General features: G+C 51.7%; 19 protein-coding genes. 3 read left to right on the top strand and 16 right to left on the bottom strand.

From position 1 onward, the window contains the following. Window positions 1-527: 527 nt before the first annotated feature. Together HV346_RS07600 and HV346_RS07595 are read left to right on the top strand one after the other, a co-directional pair. The gene (locus HV346_RS07600) at window positions 528-1,646 is read left to right on the top strand and encodes a porin (RefSeq protein ID WP_275943330.1); all 1,119 of its coding nucleotides are present in this window, start codon (window positions 528-530) and stop codon (window positions 1,644-1,646) included. Window positions 1,647-1,830: 184 nt separating this feature from the next. Beyond that, window positions 1,831-3,021 (top strand): amino acid aminotransferase, encoded by a 1,191-nt coding sequence (locus HV346_RS07595; RefSeq protein WP_181622918.1) that lies wholly within the window; start codon window positions 1,831-1,833, stop codon window positions 3,019-3,021. A 50-nt stretch (window positions 3,022-3,071) separates the two neighbouring features. Here the strand turns inward: HV346_RS07595 and HV346_RS07590 are convergent, their stop codons facing one another. The 7 genes from HV346_RS07590 to cmoM all read right to left on the bottom strand — a co-directional run bounded on the left by HV346_RS07590 (window position 3,072) and on the right by cmoM (window position 13,710). Then, entirely contained in the window at window positions 3,072-3,719 is a 648-nt protein-coding gene (locus tag HV346_RS07590) for an MBL fold metallo-hydrolase (protein ID WP_181622917.1), read from the bottom strand. Between the two features lie 20 nt (window positions 3,720-3,739). Next, entirely contained in the window at window positions 3,740-4,291 is a 552-nt protein-coding gene (locus tag HV346_RS07585; protein ID WP_181622916.1) for a YcbK family protein, read from the bottom strand. Window positions 4,292-4,466: 175 nt separating this feature from the next. Next, a complete protein-coding gene (gene ldtD / locus HV346_RS07580) occupies window positions 4,467-6,290 on the bottom strand; it encodes a L,D-transpeptidase (protein ID WP_181622915.1) in 1,824 nt (607 codons plus the stop codon). A 181-nt stretch (window positions 6,291-6,471) separates the two neighbouring features. Continuing rightward, window positions 6,472-10,920, bottom strand: coding sequence for a chromosome partition protein MukB (mukB, locus tag HV346_RS07575; protein WP_181622914.1), 4,449 nt, complete (start codon window positions 10,918-10,920; stop codon window positions 6,472-6,474). Continuing rightward, window positions 10,920-11,624, bottom strand: a complete 705-nt coding sequence (gene mukE / locus HV346_RS07570; protein ID WP_181622913.1) for a chromosome partition protein MukE — start codon at window positions 11,622-11,624, stop codon at window positions 10,920-10,922. Before mukE ends, mukB begins: the two co-directional genes overlap by 1 nt. Continuing rightward, window positions 11,605-12,927, bottom strand: coding sequence for a chromosome partition protein MukF (mukF, locus tag HV346_RS07565; protein ID WP_181622912.1), 1,323 nt, complete (start codon window positions 12,925-12,927; stop codon window positions 11,605-11,607). Before mukF ends, mukE begins: the two co-directional genes overlap by 20 nt. A 3-nt stretch (window positions 12,928-12,930) precedes the next feature. Then, window positions 12,931-13,710 (bottom strand): tRNA uridine 5-oxyacetic acid(34) methyltransferase CmoM, encoded by a 780-nt coding sequence (gene cmoM, locus HV346_RS07560; RefSeq protein WP_181622911.1) that lies wholly within the window; start codon window positions 13,708-13,710, stop codon window positions 12,931-12,933. 124 nt (window positions 13,711-13,834) lie between these two features. Between cmoM and elyC the strand changes: the two genes are divergently transcribed. Further along, window positions 13,835-14,614, top strand: a complete 780-nt coding sequence (gene elyC / locus HV346_RS07555; protein ID WP_181622910.1) for an envelope biogenesis factor ElyC — start codon at window positions 13,835-13,837, stop codon at window positions 14,612-14,614. Here the strand turns inward: elyC and HV346_RS07550 are convergent. The 9 genes from HV346_RS07550 to ihfB all read right to left on the bottom strand — a co-directional run bounded on the left by HV346_RS07550 (window position 14,591) and on the right by ihfB (window position 24,033). Further along, entirely contained in the window at window positions 14,591-15,484 is an 894-nt protein-coding gene (locus HV346_RS07550) for a YcbJ family phosphotransferase (protein ID WP_181622909.1), read from the bottom strand. The genes elyC and HV346_RS07550 overlap by 24 nt on opposite strands. A gap of 146 nt (window positions 15,485-15,630) precedes the next feature. Then, window positions 15,631-16,377: a 3-deoxy-manno-octulosonate cytidylyltransferase gene (kdsB, locus tag HV346_RS07545; RefSeq protein ID WP_181622908.1), complete on the bottom strand. Its 747-nt coding sequence runs from the start codon at window positions 16,375-16,377 to the stop codon at window positions 15,631-15,633. After that, the gene (ycaR, locus tag HV346_RS07540) at window positions 16,374-16,556 is read right to left on the bottom strand and encodes a protein YcaR (RefSeq protein ID WP_181622907.1); all 183 of its coding nucleotides are present in this window, start codon (window positions 16,554-16,556) and stop codon (window positions 16,374-16,376) included. Before ycaR ends, kdsB begins: the two co-directional genes overlap by 4 nt. A 45-nt stretch (window positions 16,557-16,601) precedes the next feature. Then, on the bottom strand, window positions 16,602-17,831 hold the full coding sequence (locus HV346_RS07535) for a winged helix-turn-helix domain-containing protein (RefSeq protein ID WP_181622906.1): 1,230 nt from the start codon (window positions 17,829-17,831) through the stop codon (window positions 16,602-16,604). 44 nt (window positions 17,832-17,875) lie between these two features. Beyond that, complete coding sequence (lpxK, locus tag HV346_RS07530) at window positions 17,876-18,856, bottom strand: tetraacyldisaccharide 4'-kinase (RefSeq protein ID WP_181622905.1); 981 nt, start codon at window positions 18,854-18,856, stop codon at window positions 17,876-17,878. Next, the gene (gene msbA / locus HV346_RS07525; RefSeq protein WP_181622904.1) at window positions 18,853-20,601 is read right to left on the bottom strand and encodes a lipid A ABC transporter ATP-binding protein/permease MsbA; all 1,749 of its coding nucleotides are present in this window, start codon (window positions 20,599-20,601) and stop codon (window positions 18,853-18,855) included. The genes lpxK and msbA overlap by 4 nt, the downstream gene beginning before the upstream one ends. Before the next feature lie 36 nt (window positions 20,602-20,637). After that, window positions 20,638-22,902 carry a ComEC family protein gene (locus HV346_RS07520; RefSeq protein WP_181622903.1) on the bottom strand — a complete coding sequence of 755 codons (2,265 nt, stop codon included), beginning with the start codon at window positions 22,900-22,902 and terminating at the stop codon, window positions 20,638-20,640. A gap of 247 nt (window positions 22,903-23,149) precedes the next feature. Next, window positions 23,150-23,566, bottom strand: coding sequence for an IS200/IS605 family transposase (gene tnpA / locus HV346_RS07515; RefSeq protein ID WP_181623716.1), 417 nt, complete (start codon window positions 23,564-23,566; stop codon window positions 23,150-23,152). 179 nt (window positions 23,567-23,745) lie between these two features. Continuing rightward, on the bottom strand, window positions 23,746-24,033 hold the full coding sequence (gene ihfB, locus HV346_RS07510) for an integration host factor subunit beta (protein ID WP_003858233.1): 288 nt from the start codon (window positions 24,031-24,033) through the stop codon (window positions 23,746-23,748). Window positions 24,034-24,112: the final 79 nt, after the last annotated feature.

Genomic DNA, 24,112 nt, shown 5'->3' with positions numbered 1-24,112 from the left:
TCTTTAAACTACAACCCCGTCATAACCACTACCTGTTACGTTTTGTTTCCACGAAATATCTACGAACAAAAAATAAACCGCACCTTTATTGCACCTAATACAAATCTTAAGCTTTAGCACAAATTTCAACCAACAAAACAGGTGTCTGGAAGTCTGAACGCCAACATAAGAAAAAATGAGCTGTTTAACTTCTGTTTATATGAAATGCCTTTATCGAAATTAAATATAAGCAATTCATATATATAGGAATGGGTTAGCGTTTTAATTCGCCAATCAGTTCTGAAATATGAGATGGTTCACAAAGTTCCTCAAAATACACAAATTCTTACACATTATTTCTTTTTGTTACCCAATCTTTATCTTTGTAGCACTTTCAGGCTAGCGAAACGGTTATATGAATGGAAAGATGCCTGTCAGATACATAAAGACACCAAACTCTCATCAATAGTTCCGGAAATATTTATTGACAGAATTTATTGGCGGCAGTGGCGAGTGTCATAAAAAAAAACCAATGAGGGTAATAAATGATGATGAAGCGCAATATTCTGGCAGTGGTAATCCCTGCTCTGCTGGTAGCCGGTGCAGCTAACGCTGCAGAAATCTATAACAAAAGCGGCAACAAACTGGACTTCTACGGCAAAGTTAACGCCGAGCACGACTTCGTGACGTCTGGTGAAGAAACCAACAACAACGACGCAACTTATGCGCAGATCGGTTTCAAAGGCGAAACTCAGATCAACGACCAACTGACCGGTTACGGTCAATGGGAATACCGTTTTGCAGCTAACCAGGCTGAAGGTGGCAACCAGACTAACAAAAACCGTCTGGCATTTGCAGGTCTGAAAGCTGGCGACGCTGGTAGCATCGACTACGGTCGTAACTACGGTATCGTATACGACGTAGAATCTTACACCGATATGGCTCCGTCCTTCTCCGGTATGACCTGGGGCGGTAACTACGTTGATAACTTTATGACCAGCCGTAGCACCGGCCTGCTGACCTACCGTAACAGCGATTTCTTCGGTCTGGTTGATGGTCTGAGCCTGGGCGTACAGTATCAGGGCAAAAACGACCGCTCTGACGTTAAAACCGCTAACGGTGACGGTGTAGGTTACTCTCTGGGTTATGACTTCGGCGAAGGCTTCGGTGCAATCGCATCTTACAGCAACGCTAACCGTACTCTGGATCAGAAAAAAGACGGCGAAGGTGACAAAGCTGAAGCATGGGGTCTGGGTCTGAAATACGACGCAAACAACATCTACCTGGCAACCACCTATGCAGAAACCCGCAACACTACCCGTACCGGTAGCAGCGGTGATGCTGGTTTTGCTAACAAAACCCAGAACTTCGAAGTTGTTGCTCAGTACCAGTTCGACTTCGGCCTGCGTCCAGCAATCTCCTATGTTCAGACCAAAGGTAAAGACCTGGTTGGCGTGACCAACTCTAAAGGTACTTTCAAAGGTGGCGATGCAGATCTGGCTAAATTCATCCAGGTTGGCGCAACTTACTACTTCAACAAAAACTTCAACGTGTGGGCTGACTACTACATCAACCTGCTGGATAAAGACACTGCATACGCTGAAACCGTTGGCGGCCTGAACGGCAACGACGACATGGCTGCTGTTGGTGTGACGTACCAGTTCTAATCAGTACACCACTTTGTTATATGCTTAAAAAACAGGGCTTCGGCCCTGTTTTTTTATGTCTGAAAGCAAAAAATGGCGACTTTTGAAAAGGCGCACGCTTTTTGTCGCAAACGGTTGGCATTTTGTAAATCTACCGTTAACCTGATAGCGGATTTCACTTCTGTAATCACAATGGAACTTCGTCATGTTTGAGAACATTACCGCCGCCCCTGCCGACCCTATTCTGGGCCTGGCCGATCTGTTTCGTGCCGATGACCGCCCTGGAAAAATCAACCTCGGTATTGGTGTATATAAAGATGAAACCGGCAAAACACCGGTACTGACCAGCGTTAAAAAAGCTGAGCAGTATTTGCTGGAAAATGAAACCACCAAGAACTACCTCGGTATCGACGGTATCCCGGAATTTGGTCGTTGTACTCAGGAGTTGCTGTTCGGAAAAGGCAGCGCGATCATTAGCGATAAACGCGCCCGCACAGCGCAAACCCCTGGCGGTACTGGCGCGCTGCGTGTTGCGGCGGATTTCCTTGCGAAAAACACCTCCGTTAAGCGCGTATGGGTAAGCAACCCAAGCTGGCCAAACCATAAAAGTGTCTTTAACTCTGCGGGCCTGGAAGTGTGTGAATACGCGTACTACGACGCATCCAAACACGCACTGGACTTCGACGGCCTGCTGGCGAGCCTGAACGACGCTCAGGCCGGAGACGTTGTTCTGTTCCACGGCTGCTGCCACAACCCAACAGGTATCGACCCAACGCTGGAACAGTGGGAAACCTTAGCCAAACTGTCCGTTGAAAAAGGCTGGCTGCCGCTGTTCGACTTCGCTTATCAGGGCTTTGCCCGTGGCCTGGAAGAAGATGCTGAAGGCCTGCGCGCCTTCGCTGCCGTGCATCAGGAACTGATTGTGGCAAGTTCGTACTCCAAGAACTTCGGTCTGTACAATGAGCGTGTTGGTGCTTGTACTCTGGTTGCCGCTGATGAGCAGACCGTTGATCGTGCGTTCAGCCAGATGAAATCCGTGATCCGCGCAAACTACTCCAACCCACCAGCACACGGTGCATCTGTCGTTGCCACTATTTTGAGCAATGATGCATTACGTGCTATCTGGGAACAGGAGCTGAACGATATGCGTCAACGCATTCAACGCATGCGCCTGCTGTTTGTAAGTACCCTGGCTGAGAAAGGCGCTGATCGCGACTTCAGCTTTATTATCAAACAGAACGGTATGTTCTCATTCAGCGGTCTGACGAAAGAACAGGTTCTGCGTCTGCGTGAAGAGTTTGGTGTTTACGCTGTCGCATCCGGCCGTGTTAACGTTGCAGGAATGACGCCGGACAACATGGCGCCGCTGTGCGAAGCCATTGTCGCCGTACTGTAAGTACGATATAAAAAAACAAAGCCCGCTGATGCGGGCTTTTTTAATGTGAGTTACCAGACAGGCATTTCATCCTGAAGGAACGGGTTATGTGTACGTTCATATCCCAGCGTCGACATTGGGCCATGACCCGGAATAAACGTGACATCATCACCTAACGGTAATAACTTCTGTTTAATCGACTGGATCAACTGGCCGTGGTCGCCACGCGGGAAGTCGCTGCGTCCTACGCCACCTTTGAAAATCACGTCACCGGAGATCAGCAAACGCGACTTATCATCAAAGAAGACGATATGTCCTGGCGTATGTCCCGGACAATGCAGTACCTGTAAGGCCACATTCCCTACGCTGACGTTCTCTCCTTCATTCAACCAACGATCGGGCGTCAAGGGAAGACACTCATCAAGACCAAACATGCGGCTTTGGGCCGGTAACCCCTGCAGCCAGAACTCATCTTCTTTTTCCGGGCCGATGATTGGCACACCGTAGTGTTGCGCCAGCTCCGCCGCTGCTCCGACATGATCAAGATGACCATGGGTCAGCAAGATTTGCATCAGCGTCACACCACTTGCGGCGACTTCTTGCTTGATTTTCTCGGCGTCACCACCGGGATCAACAAGCGCGGCCAGTTTGGTTTGTTCACACCAGATAAGCGAACAGTTCTGGGAAAACGCGGTAACCGGAATAATACGATAGTTCATACTGCTCCTGTGTTTTGTTATTACCAGTGCCGAACTGGCCCGGTATCAATATGCACAAAGTTGCTACTTGGGTAATATCCTACACCACCTGCGCGCATAGATAACGCAGCTTTGCGAATATTGGCTAACGAAACACCTTCAATATGGAAATCCATCGCCTGCCCTTTCGTGTGGTAGCTTTTTTTGGCTACGCCACGGCTATGGGCACGCAGTTCATTATTGGTATCAATTGAACGATAACCGGAAACAAGCTGCACAGGCCTGCTGGTTCCAAGCAGTCCCTGGAGGCGGAAGAGTTGGTCAAATAATCCTGGATCGATGGTCTTTATTTTATTCGCGCGGAAGTCACGGAAAAAATGGTTTAGTTTTGCTAATTCATCCTGAATATAGCCTCTGCCATCGAAAAACTCCGCTTTGAGCGACTCTCCAGTGTGAAGATTGTTGAGCGTCAAAATACGCGGACGAGGTGTCGAGAGGGTGGCAAATGCTGGCGTAGGCAAGATGGCCGCCGCGCCAAGCGCAACACCACCTAACGCCAGCAGTTTGCGGCGATTAGCGTCAAATTTGTCCATGATAATCAGGTCTACAGGTCAATGTTATCGTATATATGCTTAGCGCACGAAGGGCACCTTAACTGGCAAAACAACCTGCGTCAAGGCGCCCGACCCCAGTAAATACGCGGCTTGTAGCCATATTGCTGCGTACTCACCATCACTTACGACAACCAATTTTCCCGAACTACTTCATTTACCTGATTAATTGTTCAGCTTTTGGCAAAATTTGTGCACCCGATCGCGCGGTGAGATCGTAATTGTAAATATCTGTACGATATTGCGTACGCCCATCTTCGCCAACAAACGCTGTGAGATAGTAAAGATTCACTGGAATGTTGTTCCGGATATTAACGTAGCGGGTATCACCCTGTTTCAATGCGTCTGAAATCCGTGTGTCATTCCAGCCAGCATCCTGTAGCAACATATTTGCCAGTTCTGAGGCTTTATTCACACGCACACAACCCGAGCTCAGTGCGCGAGTATCTTTCTGGAACAGGTTATGATTCGGCGTATCGTGCAGATAAATCGCATCTGAGCTCGGCATATTGAACTTATACCGACCAAGCGAGTTATGTTCACCCGGAGCTTGCTGGAAACGGAACGGTAAATTCGACGGGGTAATCGTCGCCCAGTCAACCTGATACGGATCGATCGCCTCTTTGCTGTTCCAGCCACGCATCACTGTGTAACCATGACGCTCCAGATAACCGGGGTCGTTCCATACTTTTGGCAGAATATCTTTGCGTGCCAGCGTCGGCGGAACGTTCCATGGAGGGTTAACCACCACATTATTCAGGGCGCTACTCATCATTGGCGTTTTACGATCTGGGCGACCGACGATAACGCGTGATGCCAGTACTTCACTGCCATTCTGATAATAGACCAGCGAGTATGCCGGGATATTCACCATGATACCGGTCGACAACGTACCCGGCAGCAGTCGTAGACGCTGGATATTTAAGGCCAGCACGCCTGCTCGCTGTGCGGGTGTAACATTCAACCAGTCACGCGTTGACTGCCCGATAACACCGTCCGCCCCCAGTCCTTGCGCCGTCTGGAACTGCTTAACCGCGGCCACCAGCTCACGATCGTAGGAAGCAGGTTTGTCACTGATCGCCAGCGTCTTCTTCTCTTTTACAGGAGCAGAAGGGCTCACGACCACACTTTGCAGGTCATCGCCAGGAAGCGCGATTTTAGGCCCTCCATCCAGTATGCCGGAACGTTTGAGGATCTCACGCAGAGCAGGAACATCACTGCTCCACTGACCAGGACGCAGCGATCCTGCTGCGCGTAATTGCGGCCACGGGCGAGTATCCGAAACCAGCGCGAGCAGTGATTGGTGCATCGCGCCATACTGCGGATGTGCGGGCGCCAGGCTTGTAATAAAACGCGGCAAATCACCGTTATCCAGAGACAATTGCCACTGGTTAATCACCGAGAGCGCGGGGGTTGCCAGTTTGTAAGGCTTGTCGCTGTACAACCAGCGGTTGCCATTAACCGGGATGCCTGCAACGAACTGGAGATAACCCATCATGGCATCAGAAAGCACCACATCGCGTGCCTGCCCTGTCACTGTCGGATCGGTAAGCAATTCAACCCAAGTTGTAAACTGTGGCTGGAATCCGGCAATAGCGACTTCTGCCAGTTGCTGCTGGAAAGCACGCACAGCATCGCGATTTTCCCACATCGGTTTCATATCGCGCGCAGCATACAGCAGCGTCAATTGATTAATGTACGCAGGCGTGTAACCGGATGGCAGCCCGGATTGCAGCTGTTGACGGAGTGTTTCCGTGTTGATGCCTTCAGGCAATGGCTTAATGCCCGCCATAATGGCCGTGGCTGGAGACTGATCCAACGGTTGCGACAGCGACGTTGGCTGTGCCCCCGTTGTTGCGGAACTGTCAGTCGGAACAATTTCAGGCTCATCGGCCTGCACAGTAAACAGTGGAGCAAACATCACTGCCAGGCACAAACTCAGCGCCGACAGTTGACGACCACGCATTTTCTTTAGCAACATCCCTTGCCCCCTGTTTTCTTTACGACATGCCCATCACTCTGGGGCTTTACTTCATTATAGAAAGGCGCAGACGCTGTTGCCTTACCTTATGTAAAGAAGTTTAAAGATAACGCAGCCGTAAACACAAGTTAAGTGAATAAAAAAAGCGGCGCTGTTGCGCCGCTCTGTGTAACAAAATGCTTTACGAAGCGTCAGCCGTGCCAGGTAACGACTCCGGAGGTTGCGGCGCAAAACCTCGCAGGCCAACCACGTGGACGTGTTCACTGTTCTGGTAAACTTTACGCACCAGCTTATAGGTGGTCCCTTTTTCCGGACTGATGTTCTCCGGCGCTGCAATGATCAACTGCATATCGAGACGATCGCAAAGCTCAAACAGCGTGGCAATGGAGCGAGCATCAAGACGAGCGGCTTCATCAAGGAACAACAAACGGCATGGAGAGATATCTTTTCCGCGCAAACGGCGTGCTTCATCTTCCCAGCTCTGTACCACCATCACCAGAATCGACATCCCTGTACCGATCGCCTCACCGGTTGACAAAGCGCCAGATTCCGCACGCAGCCAGCCATCCGAACCACGGTTAACCTCAACTTCCATTTCCAGATAGTTACGGTAATCCAGCAGCTCTTCACCGATGGTTTGCGGTGTACGTTGTCCCATATCAATCTGTGGATTCAGTCGTTGATACAGTTTTGCCAGCGCTTCAGAGAAGGTCAGACGGTTGCTGTTGAACAGATCCTGATGCTGTTCATGTTGCTCAGACAGCACCTCCAGCAGCGTGGAGTGCGCTTCACGCACATTCACGTTCAGACGCACGCTGTTAACCTGGCCAAAGGATACGCTTTGCAGACCCTGGTTCAGTTGGCGAATACGGTTCTGTTCACGCTGAATGGTTTTACGAATGATGTTCGCCACGCTACGTGAACTGATCGCCAGCTTCTGCTCGCGCGAGGTCAGCTCTTCCGTCAGACGACCCAGTTCGATTTCCATCTGTTCGATGGCCTCAACTGGATCGTCGGTACGGATTATGTCCTGACGGATACGTTCACGCAGGTGCTGGTAAACAGCCACGAAGAACTGAATTTTACGCTCAGGACGCTTCGGATCTTCCGACATACGCAGCACATCGCGCAGATGCTCGTTATCCGCTACGGCCAGACGCAACGCCCCCAGGGCCTTATCCGACATCGAACGCAGTTCATCCGCAGACAGATAGGCCAGTTCACGGCGATGCAGACGGCGTTCAACACCATTGTCTTTCACCATGCGCATCACGGCACACCAGCCCGCCTTTGCGGTCACGACTTGCTCACGCATTTCGTGATAATCACGTTCGAGCTTACGCAGACGCCGGGTCAGGTTATCCATTTCCGCTTCGCAGAAGGTCAGCGCTTTTTCCAGTTGGTTGCGGCGCGCCCGGTTATTGCTGAGTTGGCTATGCAGCTCATCACGACGGATCCGCGCCCTCTCCTCCGCACCACTGTCAGCACGCACACCGATATCCTGCAGCTCTTTATGCAGATCGTTCAGCAGCTCTTTCTTGGTATCAAACGAGCTTTTCAGCGAGGCCATTACCTGGCTGTACTGACTCAGTTGTGCGGCATGGCTGCGCATCGCCTCACGCGCACGAGTACGTTCAGCTTCAGCCTGTTCAAGACGCTGGCGCAGTTTCTCGTTCAGATCGCTGTTACCACTCAGCATGTCAGCAGAATCGGAATAACCGAAATGGGCACGACGCTGAACCACTTCTGTCAGGGCAAACGCCTGCTGGCGAGCATCACGCTGAACCTGTTGCGAATACGCGTAATCTTCTTTTAACTGTTCAAACTGTTCCGGGTCGCTTTGCAGGACAGAAAGCAGTGGCTCCAGTTTTGCCAGTTGATTACCGTGTTGCTGAACAAATCTCGCGGCTTCCTGAGCCTCGTCCAGACGTTCCTGAATTTCATCCACGCGATCGGCGAGCGTCTCATCCGCCAGCAGGTTCAGACGCGGCAGGATACGGTTGAGAGCAGCAACGCCCTCTTTTGCCTGCTCAAACTGCACGCGGCTTTGCTGGTTATCATTTTCATGATTGGCAATGGCACGTTCCAGCTCACCACGACGGGTGTTAAGTTTGCGAATTTCCGCTTCTGGATCAGCGTCAAATGCGACTGCCAGATGGCTACCGATAAAGCGGCTAAAGGCCTGGTGCAGACGCTGCGTTTTCTGGACGTCAAACGACAATGTTGCGAAACGTTCGGAAAGCGTTTCACGTTCGGCGTGAAGCGTCTCGATACGGTTTTCACGCGCCGCGCGGCCGAACAATGGCAGAGACGGGAAGCGGGAATAACGCCACTGGCGATCGGCGATTTTCACCACCACCGCTTTTTCCAGTTCGTCGACGCTAAATACGCTGTCATCGAACGACTGCGGATCGCCTTCGATCAGGTAGAGATCTTCAGGGCAATCTTCCAGCCCCTCAAGTTGATCGGCAATCAACGAGAGGTCCGGAACCACAATCGCGTTACGTGAAGGTCCATACAGCGCTGAGAAGTAAGGCGCATCATCCAGACCAACATCATCATAAATTTCAGACAACAGCACGCCGCCAAACCGCTCCGCCAGGGTATTCAGGCGCGCATCTTCTGCACCTCCCGGCTGGCTTAAGCGTTCAATTTCTTCGTCAACGTCACGTTTACGCGCACCGACTTCATCGCGCTCAACAATGGCTTCACGTTCACGCTCCAGCAATTGTTGCAGGTATTCAGTCACTTGCTGGCTTGATTCGAACTCTTCACCGCACTGCTCGCTGAGCTGATTCAGGCTGCTCTGCGCGGCCAGCCAGACAGGCGCACGCTGCAGCAAGGTTTGCGAACGCGACTGGAGTTGCTCCATCTCCTGGCGCAGAACCATACGCTGCTCGCTGGCGTTTGAAACACTATCGGACAGAGAAGCGATTCGCGCCTCCAGTTCCTGATGCAGGGTTTCGAGATCGTCAATATCGATCTGTTTCCCCTGGCGCTTGCAGAACTCTGCCAGTAAACGCTCAGCTTCTTGCTGTTCACGCAGGCGCTGTTCCAGTTCATTCAGACGCATACGCAGCGGCTGAACTTGCTCCGCCAAATGACGCTGGTTCACGCTATCCCTGAGCAATTCGCGAGCCACGTTCCAGGCCTCACTGCGCGCCAGAGGGCCATTAATGGCAACCACCAGCTGGTAAGCCTGTTCAAACTGGCTGTGTGCGGTTTGCGCCACACTCATTTTTTGGTCAAGAGAAAGCAGTTTTTCTGTCGCTTCCTGCTCTTTTGCCTGGAAAGTCTCCAGCCACTCCTCAGCACTATCAGGCGTTAAATCCGGAAGATGACACAGCTCTTTTGCGCGCTGCAATGCCTGCAGCGCCTGGGTGTACTGGATTGCACGCGTCTGCTGTACGTCCAGCGCCTGCTGGTAGTCAGCAAGCTGGTTCTTCAGCTCATCCACTTCCAGTTCAGCAGCTTCTGCACGCGCCTCGTTCTCTTCCTGCATGTCGGCAGCTTCAGCCACCACTTCATTTTGTTCTTCGAGGCGAATTTGCAGCTCATCAAGATCGGCTTCGTAGCGCTCGATTTTTTCCTGCTGCCGCAGTGCGGTCTGCACCAGATTCAGATGATCGCTGGCAGCCTGGTAGTCCGCCTCCAGATCACCTTCCGCACCATTCTGTTCGCCGAGTTCGCGTGCCATTTCGACGTGTTTATATTGTTCTGCCACCAGTTGTTTGCGGGAGGTGAACAGTTCACGACGGAACTCAAGCGCCTGATCCAGATGAATGCGGCGCTCGTTGGCGTGGCGCATATAGTCTGCGGCCACATAATTGGTGGCTTCACTGATCAGGTGTTTAAACAGGTCGCGATCAGATTGAGTGACCCGGATCGCTTCCAGCGTCATGCGGTTTTCACGCAGCGCCGCTTCCATATCCTGGAAAGCCTTACGCACACCGCTATTCTCTGGCAGCAGATAGTCGCGCAATGAGCGGGTGATGGCACTGGAAATACCCCCGTAGAGGGACGCTTCAATCAGACGATAATATTTGCTACGGTCAGATGCGGTACGCAGACGACGCGCCACCACGCCCAGGTCAAACATCAGGGAGTGATAGTCAGTAATCGAGTTGAACTGCTTGAACTGCACACCTTCGATGGTTTCGAGCTTGTCTTTCAGCTCCTGTAGCGACAGTACACGCGCCTGGCGTTCATTCAGGGTTTCCGTTAACAATGCGGTTGGCTGAACCGAAGTTGGTAACCCCTGAATAGCAAACGGTTTGATGTCAACTTTACGATCGCGCCCCGCGACCTGCTGCAAGCGCACCCCGACAACCACACGCTGATGGCGGGAGTTGATCACATCCAACACGGAATAGCAGACGCCTGCTTTCAGTTTACCGTGCAGGCCTTTGTCGCGGGAACCGCTTGTCGCCCCCGCTTCGGTGGTATTACGGAAGTGCAACAGAGTCAGATCGGGGATCAACGCCGTAACGAATGCCGCCATGGTGGTGGATTTACCCGCACCGTTACCGCCGGAAAGCGTCGTGACCAGCTCATCCAGATCGAAGGTTCGGGCAAAGAAGCCGTTCCAGTTAATCAGCGTTAGTGAGCGAAATTTACCGCGTTCAATCATTACTCTTCCTCCCCGCTATCCGGCTGGTTGTCTTCATGCTCATCATTGAGCTGCAAATGGTTTTCCACCGGCATTGCTTCACCATCACGGATCATGCGCAGTTGCGCTTCACGCGCATCATCGCCTGCACGCACATCAGCGCCAAAGCGGAAGACTGATTCGGTGATGCGGAATTTGCTGCTGTCATGGCCCATAAACCAGACCATCCCCAGTCGGCGTAAGCGGTTCAGGGAAGAGCGAACTTTTTCCTGTAACTTCTGACGATCGAGATCCGATCCGGTTGAACGGTTGTTCACCAGCTTAAGCAGTTTGGATTCATCTGCCAGGCTTAACAGCTCATCGTAGAGTTCCTGCTGGGTGAAAATACCTTCATTTGCCAGACGCTCAGGGCTGAGATAGAGATAACAAAGTATTTTACCTACCATCATATCCAGTTCAGAGAGCACAGAACGTGGGATCAGCGTTGTGGAACGTGGGCGCAGGTAGAAAAAACCTTCCGGGGCACGAATCAACTCAACGTTATAACGCGCATAAAACTCTTCCAGATATTCCTGGAAATCCATCAAAAAGGCGTGATTATCCAGCTCGTCAAGGCCAATGTGACGACCGGCACGCAGCTGGCTGTCCAGCGCCGGAAACAACGGATTCGCCAGCGCCTGTGCCAGCTTCACTGGCATCACTTGTTCAATATTTGTCAATGACATGCGCCTGTACCTTGGCTCCGTAATCGTTAATCGGCTGCCACTTCGGCGGCAGGCCGGTGAAATCTGCTTGCGCTACGCCCAGGCGTACGGCCTGGTCGACAACAATACGTGCAATATCGAAATGACGCGCACGGGGATATTGCGCCAGATAGTCGCGCACCACGATGCCGAGATCCAGAGGCACTTGTCTGGATTTGTACACGGCCAATTGCTCTTCGATCATTGCTGCAAGTTGTTCACGAATTTCGTTGAACTCTTCATATTCCAGGTCCGGTGGTAGCTCACCCGTCACCTCTTCATCACGCAACGTCATCTCTTCGTCGCGCATATCCAGCAGGCGATCGGCATTCGCGTAGGTCAGCGCCCACGGCGCATCAAAATAACTCTGCACAGACTGGCGAAGGCGCTGAGCAAACACGCGGTTTTTATCCATATCAATCGCCGTACGGATAAATTTGTGCACATGGCGGTCGTAGCCGATCCACAGATCAATAGACTGCTGTCCCCAACTGATAATGCGGTCGAGTTTACTTTGTAAATCAAAGACAAGCCTGTCGACAAAATGCAGATCGTCATGAGCCAGTGTGGCATCCTGAATACGTAACAGGTTGGCCTGCAGCTTATCTCCTGCAGCCTCCAGCGTATCTTGCAGTTCACGTAACGTACCGGACGTTTCTGACAGTAAAAGTTCACAGCTAGAAATGGCTGCGCGCCAGTCCTTATTCAGCAACTGAGCAATATCATCTTTTACCTGCTGCTGCTGCTCGTCCATCAGACGCTGAGTCAGATCGATACTGTCGAAGATTTCCGCCACCGAGTACTTAAGGGGTGCATAGACGTTACGATGCCAATGGAATTCATCACCGTTTTCATCTGCTGCGTCGGCAGCTCGCTTCAACTCACCCGCCACGATAGATAGCTGCATAGACAAGCGCAGCGTAGAGAATTCACGTTGGCGGATATAGTAATCAGTGATCCCAATGCCCAGTGGTGTCAGGCGATAAATGGCGTTTCCTTCCGCCTGTTCGCTGGTAAAGCGGTTCAGCAGACGTTGACGCACCATCTCGTTGATTGCGTTGTTGGCACGCACGCTAATGGTTTCGCTGGTTTGCTCAAACGCATCACTGACATGGCGGAACGCGTCCACCAGTTCACCCTCGCTCATCTCTCCATCCAGACGCTCACCGTTCAGCGTCGCTACCGCCAGCAAGAAAGAGAGGCGATCGACGGGCAGCGAAATAGAGAAATCATTTTTCCTGGCCCAGGCAACCAGTTCGGGGACTGTCTGGGAAAACTCACTCATAGGTTATCCTTGCATCTGCGGTTTGCGCGCAGTGACGTGAATATAACGGCCAAGGCTGACATAGGGCTCCTGACGGCAATACCGCGTTTCTATTTCTGTTAAGGCGTCAAAACAGTCATGCTGTTTTTGTTTATCACGCAGATAATCATGAAACACTCTTACACCCGTTTTCCCGGTGATCTCCCATCCGATCTCTTCCAGCCAGCCATAGACCTGCTGAGGATCGCGCGGAAAATCAGGAGATAACGTGCGCCGTTTCTTTTTATACATTCCCTGCTGCACATAGCCAAAATTGCCTACAAGCACATTACGCATCAACAGACCGTTTGCATTGTAGAACATCAGCGACAGCGCACCGCCGGGGTTCAGCACCGACCACAGTGTTTTTAATACGTCTTGTGGTTCAGCAACCCACTCCAGCACAGCGTGAAACAATATCAGATCAACCTGTGTTTCCAAATGCTGCGCAATGTCCTGAGCGGCGCAATGTATAAAATGCATGTTGTCGCTCACACCTTTTTCTTCTGCTGCACGCTTAGCGCGACCGACCATCTCGGCGGAAAGATCGCACAGTGTGACGTGATGACCGCGCTCTGCCATTAAAATCGCAGTCTGGCCTTCCCCACCGCCAGCATCAAGAACACGCAATTTTTGGCTTCCGTAAGAGGCAAGCAGTTTGTCCAGATCCTGCCAAAGGATCGTTTGACGTAACTGCCCCTTGGTCGTGCCATAAATGTTTCGCGAAAACTTTTCCGCGATATCATCAAAATTGCGATCCCGCATTGGGAGAGCTCCACCCGCTAACAGCAAAACCGCTATTTTGTCACACCCACGCGGAGAATGAACCTCTCTGGTGTAATATCACTATCAATCGCCTGCTGTATGGTTAAAAAAGGAACCAAAAAGGATGCTTTTCACCCTAAAGAAAGTGATTGGCGGCATGATGCTTCCCCTTCCTCTGTTGCTCTCGGTCATTGCTCTGGGGCTGCTGCTGGTATGGTTCACCCGCTTTCAGAGAAGTGGTAAAACGCTTATCACGACAGGGTGGGTTGTCTTACTCTTGTTGAGTCTGCAGCCTGTCGCGGACGGGTTATTACGTCCTGTTGAAGATAAGTACCCGACCTGGCAGGGAAATCAGAAAGTAGAGTACATCGTGGTGCTTGGTGGCGGGTATACCTGGGATCCGCAGTGGGCCCCTAGCTCAAATTTAATCAGTAACAGTCTGCCCCGGCTTAACGAAGGTATTCGACTATGGCTGGCAAATCCGGGATCTAAACTGATCTTCACTGGAGCGGCAGCGAAAACAAACCCCGTGAGTACTGCCGAAGCGGGTGCGCGGGTGGCTGAATCGTTGGGAGTCCCCCGCTCAGCCATTATTACGCTGGACAACCCAAAAGATACCGAGGAAGAAGCCATCGCCGTAAAACACGCGATTGGTGATGCACCGTTTTTGCTGGTGACCTCCGCCGCACATCTTCCTCGCGCCATGATTTTCTTTGAGCATCAAGGGCTACACCCGCTCCCTGCTCCGGCGAATCAACTGGCGGTTACCGCTCCCCTGAATCCCTGGGAGCGGGCTATTCCGTCGCCAGTGTGGCTGATGCACAGCGATCGCGTGGGCTATGAGATGCTTGGGCGTTTCTGGCAGTGGATTAAAGGCTCGTCAGGCGAGCCAGGGCATGAGTGATTTTGCAGCAAGGTCGAAGTTGCTACGATTAAAACGTCCCGTATTCACCAGTTGCGCGACTTCATCCCAGAGCAGGTAGAGCCAGCGCCGCCAGAGAAATGCCTCTGCAACCGGCGCACGCTGCAGATAGTGCCACAGTAGCCCTTCCGCTAACGCGCTGTCACTGAGCCTGAAAAGTTCATACTCGCGCGGCGCCCAAAGCATAATGCCCGGCCCAACCATTGCCAGCAACTGGTCAGTGCGCGAGTCCTTCAACATACTGCGCAAGGTAAAGTTACCGTGCACCAATACACAGTTGTCGTTAAAACCCTCGAACAGTGCAGGTAAACACTCCCGAGTACGGAACAAGATGCGTTTGTCCTGCATCGTTAACCCGGTGTTATTAAACTGGTTGAGTGTTCCCCACAGGACCTCAACCCGCTGGCGATACCAGAGGGGCCAGAGATTCTCCTGCGTGCTATCAACCGGGCCCACCAGCCCACCACTGTCCTGACGATGCCAGCTCAGCAGAGCCTCGACAATCTGATCTTTCAGTTGCTCCCAGCGATCGGGGGTCCGTGCTGGCGCTTCAACTGATACCCCCCGTAAACGTTCAATCAGGAGCACATCCGGACCGGGGTGTTCCTCATGCGTCATCACACCATAAACCGTGGGCATACGGATCGTCCCTTCCCGCGCCAACATTGACATTTTCCATGCCAGTTGCCGTGCAACGCCAGGCGAGGTAAAACTTCGAGCCATCAACGGCATCGGGTTTCCCTGGCTGTCATATAACGCCCACAGTGCGGTATCCGCCTTCTCGTTCACGCATTCAACCCGGCTTAATTTCTCACCGAGCAGATGGCTTAGTTCGGCACGCAGTTGTTCCATATGAGATTACCCCCATCAAGACTACTGCTTTTATAATGAGCGTGCGGGGTGCAGATGTCACCCGAAGAGATCAATTAGAGAAAAGAAAGTGGCGAAAAAACCGGAGGAATGGCTATCCCCCCAGACGAGAGGGGATAGAAATGAAACTAACGCAGCTCCGCGCGAACGCGCTCAAGATCTTCAGGTGTGTCCACCCCTGTACCAGGGACTTCCTGTGCAACGGCAACGTGAATCTTCTCGCCGTACCACAGAACACGAAGCTGTTCGAGCATCTCAATATGTTCCAGCGGGCTTGGCGTCCAGGTCACATAGCGGCGAATAAAGCCAGCACGGTAACCGTAGATCCCCAGATGGCGCAGGAAGGTATCACCAATAGTCTCTTTTGAAACGGCAAAGCGATCGCGATCCCAGGGAATTGTCGCTCGGGAGAAATAGAGCGCGTAGCCTTCAGCGTCCATAACAACCTTCACCGCATTAGGATTGAACGCCTCTTCGGCATGCTGGATAGGCACAGCAAGCGTTGCCATTCCCACCTGGCGCTGGGCCAGATTTTCAGCGACCTGACGGATAATAACCGCCGGGATCATCGGCTCATCGCCCTGGACGTTAACAATGACCGTATCGTCACTGAAACCACATTTTTCCACGACCTCCGCCAGCCGTTCAGTACCAGATTGGTGATCGGCACGGGTCATGCACACTTCACCGCCAGCAGCTTCAACGGCACGCGCAACATCCGGGTGATCGGTTGCGACAATCACGCGGTCAGCACCGGATTCACGGGCGCGCTCCAGAACATGAACAATCATTGGTTTGCCGTTGATATCAACCAGCGGCTTTCCTGGCAAACGCGTTGAAGCATAACGCGCAGGAATAATCACAACAAAACTCATGGTCTGCTCTCTTCTGCCACCAGTGAGCGGGCTTCGTTTTCCAGCAGAACCGGGATACCCTCACGCAGAGGGAACGCCAGGCTATCCAGCTTGCAAATCAGCTCTTGTTTATCCTGGCTGTAGTAAAGTTTGCCGTTGCACACCGGGCAGGCAATAATTTCAAGTAAACGGTGATCCATAGTTCCTCCGTATAGGTATTCGCTAAAGCTTAACACATTCCTTTTTCAGGCCGTGCCTATTTCCCAGCCACTTCGACAAGAGGTAAATAACCCGTCAGGCAGACGTGCCAGCGTGACCTCACGCGCGCCTTGCCACGCGGCGAACTCTGTAATTGCCGATGCTAACCCTCTTTCCAGTGATACCGTGACGTTAACACCGTCTTCCAGATACAGCGCGATGATCTCAAGAATTCCCGTTTTACGGTGCATCTTGGCATCCATGCGTCCAGCCAGTTGCCCTTTATGTAATAACGGCAACACAAAGTAGCCGTACTGGCGCTTGGCTGCGGGAGTGTAACACTCCAGCCGGTAGCTGAAATTAAACAGTTGTTCTGCGCGTTTGCGATCCCAGACGACAGGGTCAAACGGGGATAAAACCGCACTGCGTGAAGCCGTAAGTTTGCCTTCCTGAGCGGGTGATAACAGTGGGAGTAGGTCTGCGTGGAGCCACATTTCGCCTAACGTTTCGACCTCTACGGGGATAATGCGTTGCTGCAGTTGCAGGTTTACCAGCAACGGTTTCAGTGCAGGCTGTCGCAACCGATAATAGTCCGCAAGCCACTGGGGACGGAATATTCCCAGGCTACGGGCACTTTTCTCCAGCATGATGGCTTCAGCGTCTGCCTGAGTGAGCAGGTCACGGCTGTCATCCCAGTGTGGCATGACACGGTGCGTCAGATCATAAACCCGCTGAAAATTACGACGTTCAACCACCATGACCTGGCCGGAGGTAAAAAGCCCTTCGAGATGACGTTTATGGGGTTTCCACTCCCACCATCCGCTTGTCCCTTTTTGGGGATGTTCGAAATCAGCTGAACGAACTGGTCCATTGTCCTGAATATGCGCAATAAGTTGCTCAATTTCAGCAGCATGCTCCTGCATCCATTCCTGGCGATATTTCCATCCCATTTTCTCAGGAGAGAGCATACGGTGGCGGATCAAAGCAAAATCATCACGGGGTAAAAAGCAGGCTTCATGTGCCCAGTATTCCATGATTTCCCCCTGGCTCAGCGCATTATCCAGCCACTGCTGTGGGTATTCCCCCAGACGGCTAAACAGTACCAGGTAGGGACTGCGAGCAACGATATTAATGGTGTCAATTTGCAGCAGCGACATGCGCTGTATGGTAGAGAGAATATCGGCAGGCTGGGCGCGACGTCGGGGCTTTTTTAACAGCCCCTGTGCGGTAAGATGTAAGTTACGTGCGGCTGAGAGTGAGAGTTGCGGTAAAGACATGCGTTTTCCTGTCAGTCAAAGCGCTACCAGAACCGTATTCGCGATTATGACTTCGCCAGCGCAACCAGTTCTCTGAGCAATTGTTCCGGTTGCTCGCCGCTGAGTTCAGCGTCAACCGGCAGATACCACCAGTTTTCTTTCGCAAAGGCGCGGCATTTCACTGCGTCTTTTTCCGTCATGATTAACGTTTGCCCCGGTATTGTCAGGGCTGCAATCTCCTCAGGAACCAAAGCCTGGTGATCGGCAAGTGGGACCTGTTTTTCAACCTGTGCACCGCATTGTTCAAGCGTGGCAAAAAAACGAGGTGGATGTCCAATTCCCGCCATAGCCACCAACGCAGGCAGCATAGCGACATCTTTCCGCTCCCCACTTAACAGATTGACCGCCAGCCCTGGACGGAGTTGCATCGAAATTTCATCCCCCTGCGCTTTGCCGCCATTCACAATCACAGCATCAACCGAATGAAGACGAGACTCTCGCTCACGCATGGGGCCTGCAGGAAGCCACCAGCCGTTGCCAAAACGCCGGACACCATCAACCACGACAATTTCTTTATCACGCGCTAATGCGTAATGCTGCAAGCCGTCATCGGTGATAATAAGCTGTAGGGAGTGTGCGGCAAGCAGCGCCTGAACGGCGTCGCGGCGCTTAGGCGAGACTGCAACTGGCGCCCCCGTACGCTGATAGATCAGTACAGGTTCATCCCCTGCTTCAGCCGTCGAAGTATGAGGTGTCAGCAATAACGGATATTGCTCTGCTTTGCCACCATATCCACGTGACACGACCCCAACACGGATGCCCTGCTTTTTCAGTTGTTCCACTAACCAAATCACGACCGGGGTTTTGCCATTTCCCCCGGCGGTCAGATTACCGACAACCACAACCGGTACTGGCGAACGCCAGGTGCGTCTCAGCCCCAGGCGATATGACAAGCGAATCGCACCACTCACCAGGCCATAAAGCCAGGAGAGCGGCAGAAGCAACCACCACAATGGAGACTCGCCAGACCAGATGCGGGCAATCATTGGCCAAACTGCATTTTATGAAGCTGGGCGTAAACGCCACGATGTGCCAGCAGATCGGCATGGCTTCCGCGCTCGACAATCAGGCCGTCTTCCACAACGACGATTTCATCAGCCTGTTCAATCGTGGAAAGACGATGCGCAATCACCAAAGAGGTACGGTTCTTTTGCAGCTCATCCAGCGCTGACTGAATCGCACGCTCGGACTCAGTATCCAGCGCTGACGTCGCTTCATCCAGAATCAGAATCGGGCTATCACGCAGCAAAGCACGGGCGATAGCAATACGCTGACGTTGTCCACCGGAAAGAAGCACTCCGTTTTCGCCAATGACCGTATCAAGGCCGTTATCCATTTTATTGATAAAGTCCATCGCATAGGCCATGCGCGCAGCATTCTCAATCTGCTCGCGACTGTACTCTTCAGTACGTGCATACGCGATGTTGTTCGCCACCGTATCGTTAAACAGATGAACGTTTTGGGATACCAATGCCACCTGATTACGCAGTGACTGCAGGGTATATTCCCGTAAGTCATGGCCATCTAACAGGATTTCGCCTTCGTTGATATCGTAAAAACGCGTGATCAAGCTGGCAATGGTAGATTTACCCGAACCTGACCGCCCAACCAGCGCAACCGTTTTGCCCGCAGGGATATTCAGATTGATATTACGTAGTGCCGGCGTTTCGCGACCTGGATAAGTGAACGTCACATTGCGGAATTCTACATCGCCATTTGCACGCTCAATAACCCGTGTACCTTCGTCTTTTTCCTGCTCGGAATCCAGAATGCTGAACAGCGTCTGACATGCCGCCATACCACGCTGGAATTGAGCGTTCACGTTAGTCAGTGATTTGAGCGGACGCATCAATGCAATCATTGATGAGAAGACAACGGTGATCGTACCGGCGGTCAGTGTCTCCATCACACTCGGGAAGCTCGCAGCGTAAAGTACAAACGCCAGCGCCAAAGAAGCAATCAACTGAATGATAGGATCAGAGATTGACGAGGCAGAGACCATTTTCATCCCCTGCAGACGCATCTTGTTGCTGACCTTATCAAAGCGTTTAGTTTCGACATTTTGACCGCCGAAAATTAACACTTCTTTGTGCCCCTTCAACATCTGTTCTGCACTGGTTGTTACCTGGCCCATCGTGTTCTGCATGTTCTTGCTGATGTTGCGAAAACGCTTAGAGACGACACGAATTGCCACGGAAACAATAGGTGCAAGAACGATCAGGATGATAGACAGCTGCCAACTGTAATAGAACATCATCACAAACAGACCGATAATTGATGCACCTTCGCGCACAACGGTTATCAAGGCGCTGGAGGAGGAGGAGGCCACCTGCTCTGAATCGTAAGTAATACGCGAAAGCAAGGTCCCGGTGGACTGTTTGTCAAAGAAAGAGACTGGCATGCCCATCATGTGGCTGAACAGGCGACGACGCATGCTCATCACGACTTTCCCTGATACCCACGAAATGCAGTAGCTGGAAACATAGCTGGTGATGCCGCGTAAGATCATCAGGCCGATAACCACCAGAGGCATCCAAAGCAACACTGAGCGATCCGTTTTACCAAAACCGTCGTCCAGTAACGGTTTGAGGAGCGATAGCATAAAAGTATCGCTGGCTGCGTTGAGAATTAACGCTACGCCCGCCACGATCAAGCCTGTTTTAAAGGGTGCAATCATCGGCCAGAGTCGGCGGAAGGTCTGCCACGTGGAGAGATCTTTGTCGTTATGCATTCAAAAAACCAGCATTTGTTGAAATAGCCGCATATTCTACCCGTTATCTACGGGCGCGCCAAACCACTGATGATACCAACGTGGTAAATAATGTTCTCGTAAGCGGCGGATTTGCCAGCTATGTTGCGAAAAGGTCACGGAGATTTGTCCAGATTGAGGTGTATCATGCCAAATATAGCCCTCTTTTCTGTAGCGCCTGGACACTTTTATTGACGGAAATCGCCACGCGTTGTAACGCGCAGCTGATGCCAGCGCAATGTTCCCATCCGTACGCTGTACCAGGGGAAGCGATGAAGAGGTATTGCTGCCATGATGCGGGACCTGAATGAGTGTAGACGCAAGATCGCGCCAGTGGCGACTTAACATCGCCAGTTCAGCCTGTGCTTCTATATCACCAGTTAACAATACGCTGTGTTCTCCATCATCAATTTTAACCACGCAGGAACGATTATTACCGGTTGCCACGGATGTTTCCGGTGGCCAATGAACTGAGAACGTTAACCCGTGCCATCGCCACTTCTCTCCACGAAAACAGGGAAGATGACCAGCCCAGCGTAACGGGCTTCGTATCCACATATCAGGCCAGGCAGCATGCAGTGACTGTAGCCCACCAGCATGATCAAGATGTTCATGACTCAGCACGACCCCCTCAGGCGTCAGATGATGCCAGCGCAACCAAGGGATGATCAGTTGCTGCGCACTATCGCCGCCCGGCCATGCAAGCCCGGTATCGTATAAAATGGCCTTCCCCTGACGCTCAACAACCATTGCCAGTCCTTGTCCGACATCGAGCATATGCACCGTCCAGCTTTCGTTCTTGACCGCTTTCCAGAACGGAAACGTCAACAATACTGACATCGTCAGACATATTGCTGGCACAGCTTTCCAGGCGCGGAGACGCCAGCCAATAACCCACAACCAAGGGAACAACGTCAGGTATTGCCACCGTTCATCAACAACCTGCCAACCATCAGGCAATCGTGTTAGCAGACCAAAAAGGAAGGACAGAGATTTATCTGCTGCGAACCAGGCAACTGACTCTGCCGAAGATAATGTGCATAAATGCAGCACCATACCCAGCAGGATCAATGGCACAGAGATAAAGGTGACCAGGGGAACAGCAAAAAGGTTAGCCACCAGTGAAGACAAGCTAACCCCATGAAACATGAGCACCTGCAACGGTAATAACAGGAACAACATACCCAGTTGCAGATACCCCAGATTGATCAGTGGCCTTATCCGACGGACGCGAGGCCAGTGTGGTAATGGCAACCACTGATACCAAAATATCAGTGCCGCCACCGCGAAAGCAGACAATGCAAGACTCTGCGAGAGCACCGCCATCGGATCGATAACCAGGATCGTCGCCACGCAACAGGCCCAAATCTGCCAGGAAGACCATTGTCGACCGCTCATTCGCAGAGCAGCCAGCACGAGAAGAGAAATCGCTGTTCGAAATGCCGGTGGCTGCATTCCCGTTAACCAGGCGTAAAAAGTGGCAAAAAGAACGCCAGCGAGCAAAGGTATACGCCAGTTAATCCAGTGACAAGGTAAACAAAACTGCAGTCCCCGAACCAGTAGCCAAACGACGGAGGCCCCAAGCGCGATATGTAATCCAGAAATTGCCATCAGGTGTAGTGTTCCCGTTTCCCGCATCAGATTCTTTGTCTCGCGCGAAACGGCCAAACGCTCTCCCATTCCCAGCCCGAGAATGACACTCCCCCACTGATATTCTGCAAGTTTTTTTTGCAGTGAAATAAGGTAACGTTCGCGTAAACTGCAGCTCGCATCGATAACCTCAGCATGGGTAAATCGGCCACTTAGCGTTTGATGTCGTGACAACGCACTTTGTTGTGCATCGAAACCACCGTCATTCAACTCGCCATGCACAGCTCGAAGCCTGAGATCCATAGCCCAACGTTGCCCGGTGCAGACTGCCTGCGGCAGATAATTGCCATAAAGCGTCACCCCCGTCTTTGCCAACCAGGGATGGCCATTTAGTCGCACAATTTGTCCCTGATGCATTGTTGCACCATCTGTTCCCGTAATAACAAGTTCAGCCTGTTGCAAGCCGCTCGTTAGGTTCTGCATCGGCCACACGCTCTCTTGCGCCGCCAATATTCCCCAGGCAAAAAATAATGACCAAAGACCAAACACTCGCAGCCAGGAGCGCTTTTGAATAGCTAACCATACACCTGCGGCCATCATTATCCAGACAGCGTGAATCCCAGGCAGTACTGGCAGCCAAAGCAACGGCAGTATTGCCAGAATGGCATACACGCTAATAGCGGGGATCCCCATATACACCTCCCTGTTTAAGGGAAAGTATGTAGCGGGAACAAAATGGTGTCAGGCAGGAAAGATGAAGCATACGGCAGGTACTACAGAATTTTTATCGTTTTGCAGAAATGTCAATCCAACGCTGCGAGCCTTATTCAGGATAAGGTGCGGAAAAGTAAAAGACCACCTTCTTAGAAGGTGGCTTTTGAGAATGCCCCCTGTAAGGGGGGCTATTGTCACTTTCCGTTTACTACTCTAGCAATTCCATCTACTGTTCATGCGTTTGTTCCGTTTTCTCCTGATGCCTCACGTATCGTCTGATAATTTCTTCATTCACTCCTACCGTATCCACAAAATAGCCACGGGACCAAAAATGGTTTCCCCATAGCTTCTTTCTGATATGTGGAAAACGGTTGTACAGCCTGATCGCGCTACGGCCTTTGAGATGACCCATCAGGGTTGATATTGAGAGCTTCGGCGGAACGATTACTACAAGATGTACATGATCTGGCTGAACATTTAGCTCCAGAACCTCACAATCTTTGATTCCACAGAGAATATAGATTGTTCTGTAAAGTTCCTTGCCCAACTTATCTTTGAGGATCCTGAAGCGGTACTTAGGCGTCCAGACTATGTGGTATTTACAACGCCAATATACATGTGATGAACTCCTGTAAAGCCCCATGTCGGTTTGTCTCCTTTTACTTGTGGTGAGTAAGCAGAGATATTCCGGCATGGGCATTCTTCAGGCTATAGCCTTACAGGAGCAATCACCATCTCCCCAGGAGGTGGTTTAAGGGTGACAACAAAAAAAGCACCCGCAGGTGCTTTCTTTTTAACTCAGTTTATCCCAGAAGGGTAAACTCAGTTTCCATAAATATTGGCGCGATCGCGCAGTTCTTTACCTGGCTTAAAGTGCGGAACGTACTTACCTTCCAGCTCAACTTTATCGCCTGTCTTCGGGTTACGCCCGGTTCGTGGAGCACGATAGTGCAGGGAGAAGCTACCGAAACCGCGGATTTCAATGCGCTCGCCCTGGGCAAGAGTGGTGGCCATATGCTCCAGCATCTCTTTTACAGCATCCTCCACTGCCTTTGCAGGGATATGCGGTTGCTGACTGGCAAGTCTCTCAATCAATTCTGACTTGGTCATGATTCCTCCGGTTCCTTCAAACCAATTAGCTAAACAGCTTATTAAACAAGGGCGACCGTAGCCGCCCTTTGTTATTGAT

It is taken from the genome of Enterobacter sp. RHBSTW-00994, from assembly GCF_013782625.1.
Classification (GTDB): Bacteria; Pseudomonadota; Gammaproteobacteria; order Enterobacterales; family Enterobacteriaceae; genus Enterobacter.
The sequence above is the reverse complement of the archived record's forward strand: the minus strand, read 5'-3'. Positions and strand labels throughout refer to the sequence as shown.

Bases quoted from the DNA above. Each gene is read 5' to 3' on its own strand.
- HV346_RS07600 (WP_275943330.1), top strand. From the start codon at position 528: ATGATGAAGCGCAATATTCTGGCAGTGGTAATCCCTGCTCTGCTGGTA.
- HV346_RS07595 (WP_181622918.1), top strand. From the start codon at position 1,831: ATGTTTGAGAACATTACCGCCGCCCCTGCCGACCCTATTCTGGGCCTG.
- HV346_RS07590 (WP_181622917.1), bottom strand. From the start codon at position 3,719: ATGAACTATCGTATTATTCCGGTTACCGCGTTTTCCCAGAACTGTTCG.
- HV346_RS07585 (WP_181622916.1), bottom strand. From the start codon at position 4,291: ATGGACAAATTTGACGCTAATCGCCGCAAACTGCTGGCGTTAGGTGGT.
- ldtD (WP_181622915.1), bottom strand. From the start codon at position 6,290: ATGTTGCTAAAGAAAATGCGTGGTCGTCAACTGTCGGCGCTGAGTTTG.
- mukB (WP_181622914.1), bottom strand. From the start codon at position 10,920: ATGATTGAACGCGGTAAATTTCGCTCACTAACGCTGATTAACTGGAAC.
- mukE (WP_181622913.1), bottom strand. From the start codon at position 11,624: ATGTCATTGACAAATATTGAACAAGTGATGCCAGTGAAGCTGGCACAG.
- mukF (WP_181622912.1), bottom strand. From the start codon at position 12,927: ATGAGTGAGTTTTCCCAGACAGTCCCCGAACTGGTTGCCTGGGCCAGG.
- cmoM (WP_181622911.1), bottom strand. From the start codon at position 13,710: ATGCGGGATCGCAATTTTGATGATATCGCGGAAAAGTTTTCGCGAAAC.
- elyC (WP_181622910.1), top strand. From the start codon at position 13,835: ATGCTTTTCACCCTAAAGAAAGTGATTGGCGGCATGATGCTTCCCCTT.
- HV346_RS07550 (WP_181622909.1), bottom strand. From the start codon at position 15,484: ATGGAACAACTGCGTGCCGAACTAAGCCATCTGCTCGGTGAGAAATTA.
- kdsB (WP_181622908.1), bottom strand. From the start codon at position 16,377: ATGAGTTTTGTTGTGATTATTCCTGCGCGTTATGCTTCAACGCGTTTG.
- ycaR (WP_181622907.1), bottom strand. From the start codon at position 16,556: ATGGATCACCGTTTACTTGAAATTATTGCCTGCCCGGTGTGCAACGGC.
- HV346_RS07535 (WP_181622906.1), bottom strand. From the start codon at position 17,831: ATGTCTTTACCGCAACTCTCACTCTCAGCCGCACGTAACTTACATCTT.
- lpxK (WP_181622905.1), bottom strand. From the start codon at position 18,856: ATGATTGCCCGCATCTGGTCTGGCGAGTCTCCATTGTGGTGGTTGCTT.
- msbA (WP_181622904.1), bottom strand. From the start codon at position 20,601: ATGCATAACGACAAAGATCTCTCCACGTGGCAGACCTTCCGCCGACTC.
- HV346_RS07520 (WP_181622903.1), bottom strand. From the start codon at position 22,902: ATGGGGATCCCCGCTATTAGCGTGTATGCCATTCTGGCAATACTGCCG.
- tnpA (WP_181623716.1), bottom strand. From the start codon at position 23,566: ATGGGGCTTTACAGGAGTTCATCACATGTATATTGGCGTTGTAAATAC.
- ihfB (WP_003858233.1), bottom strand. From the start codon at position 24,033: ATGACCAAGTCAGAATTGATTGAGAGACTTGCCAGTCAGCAACCGCAT.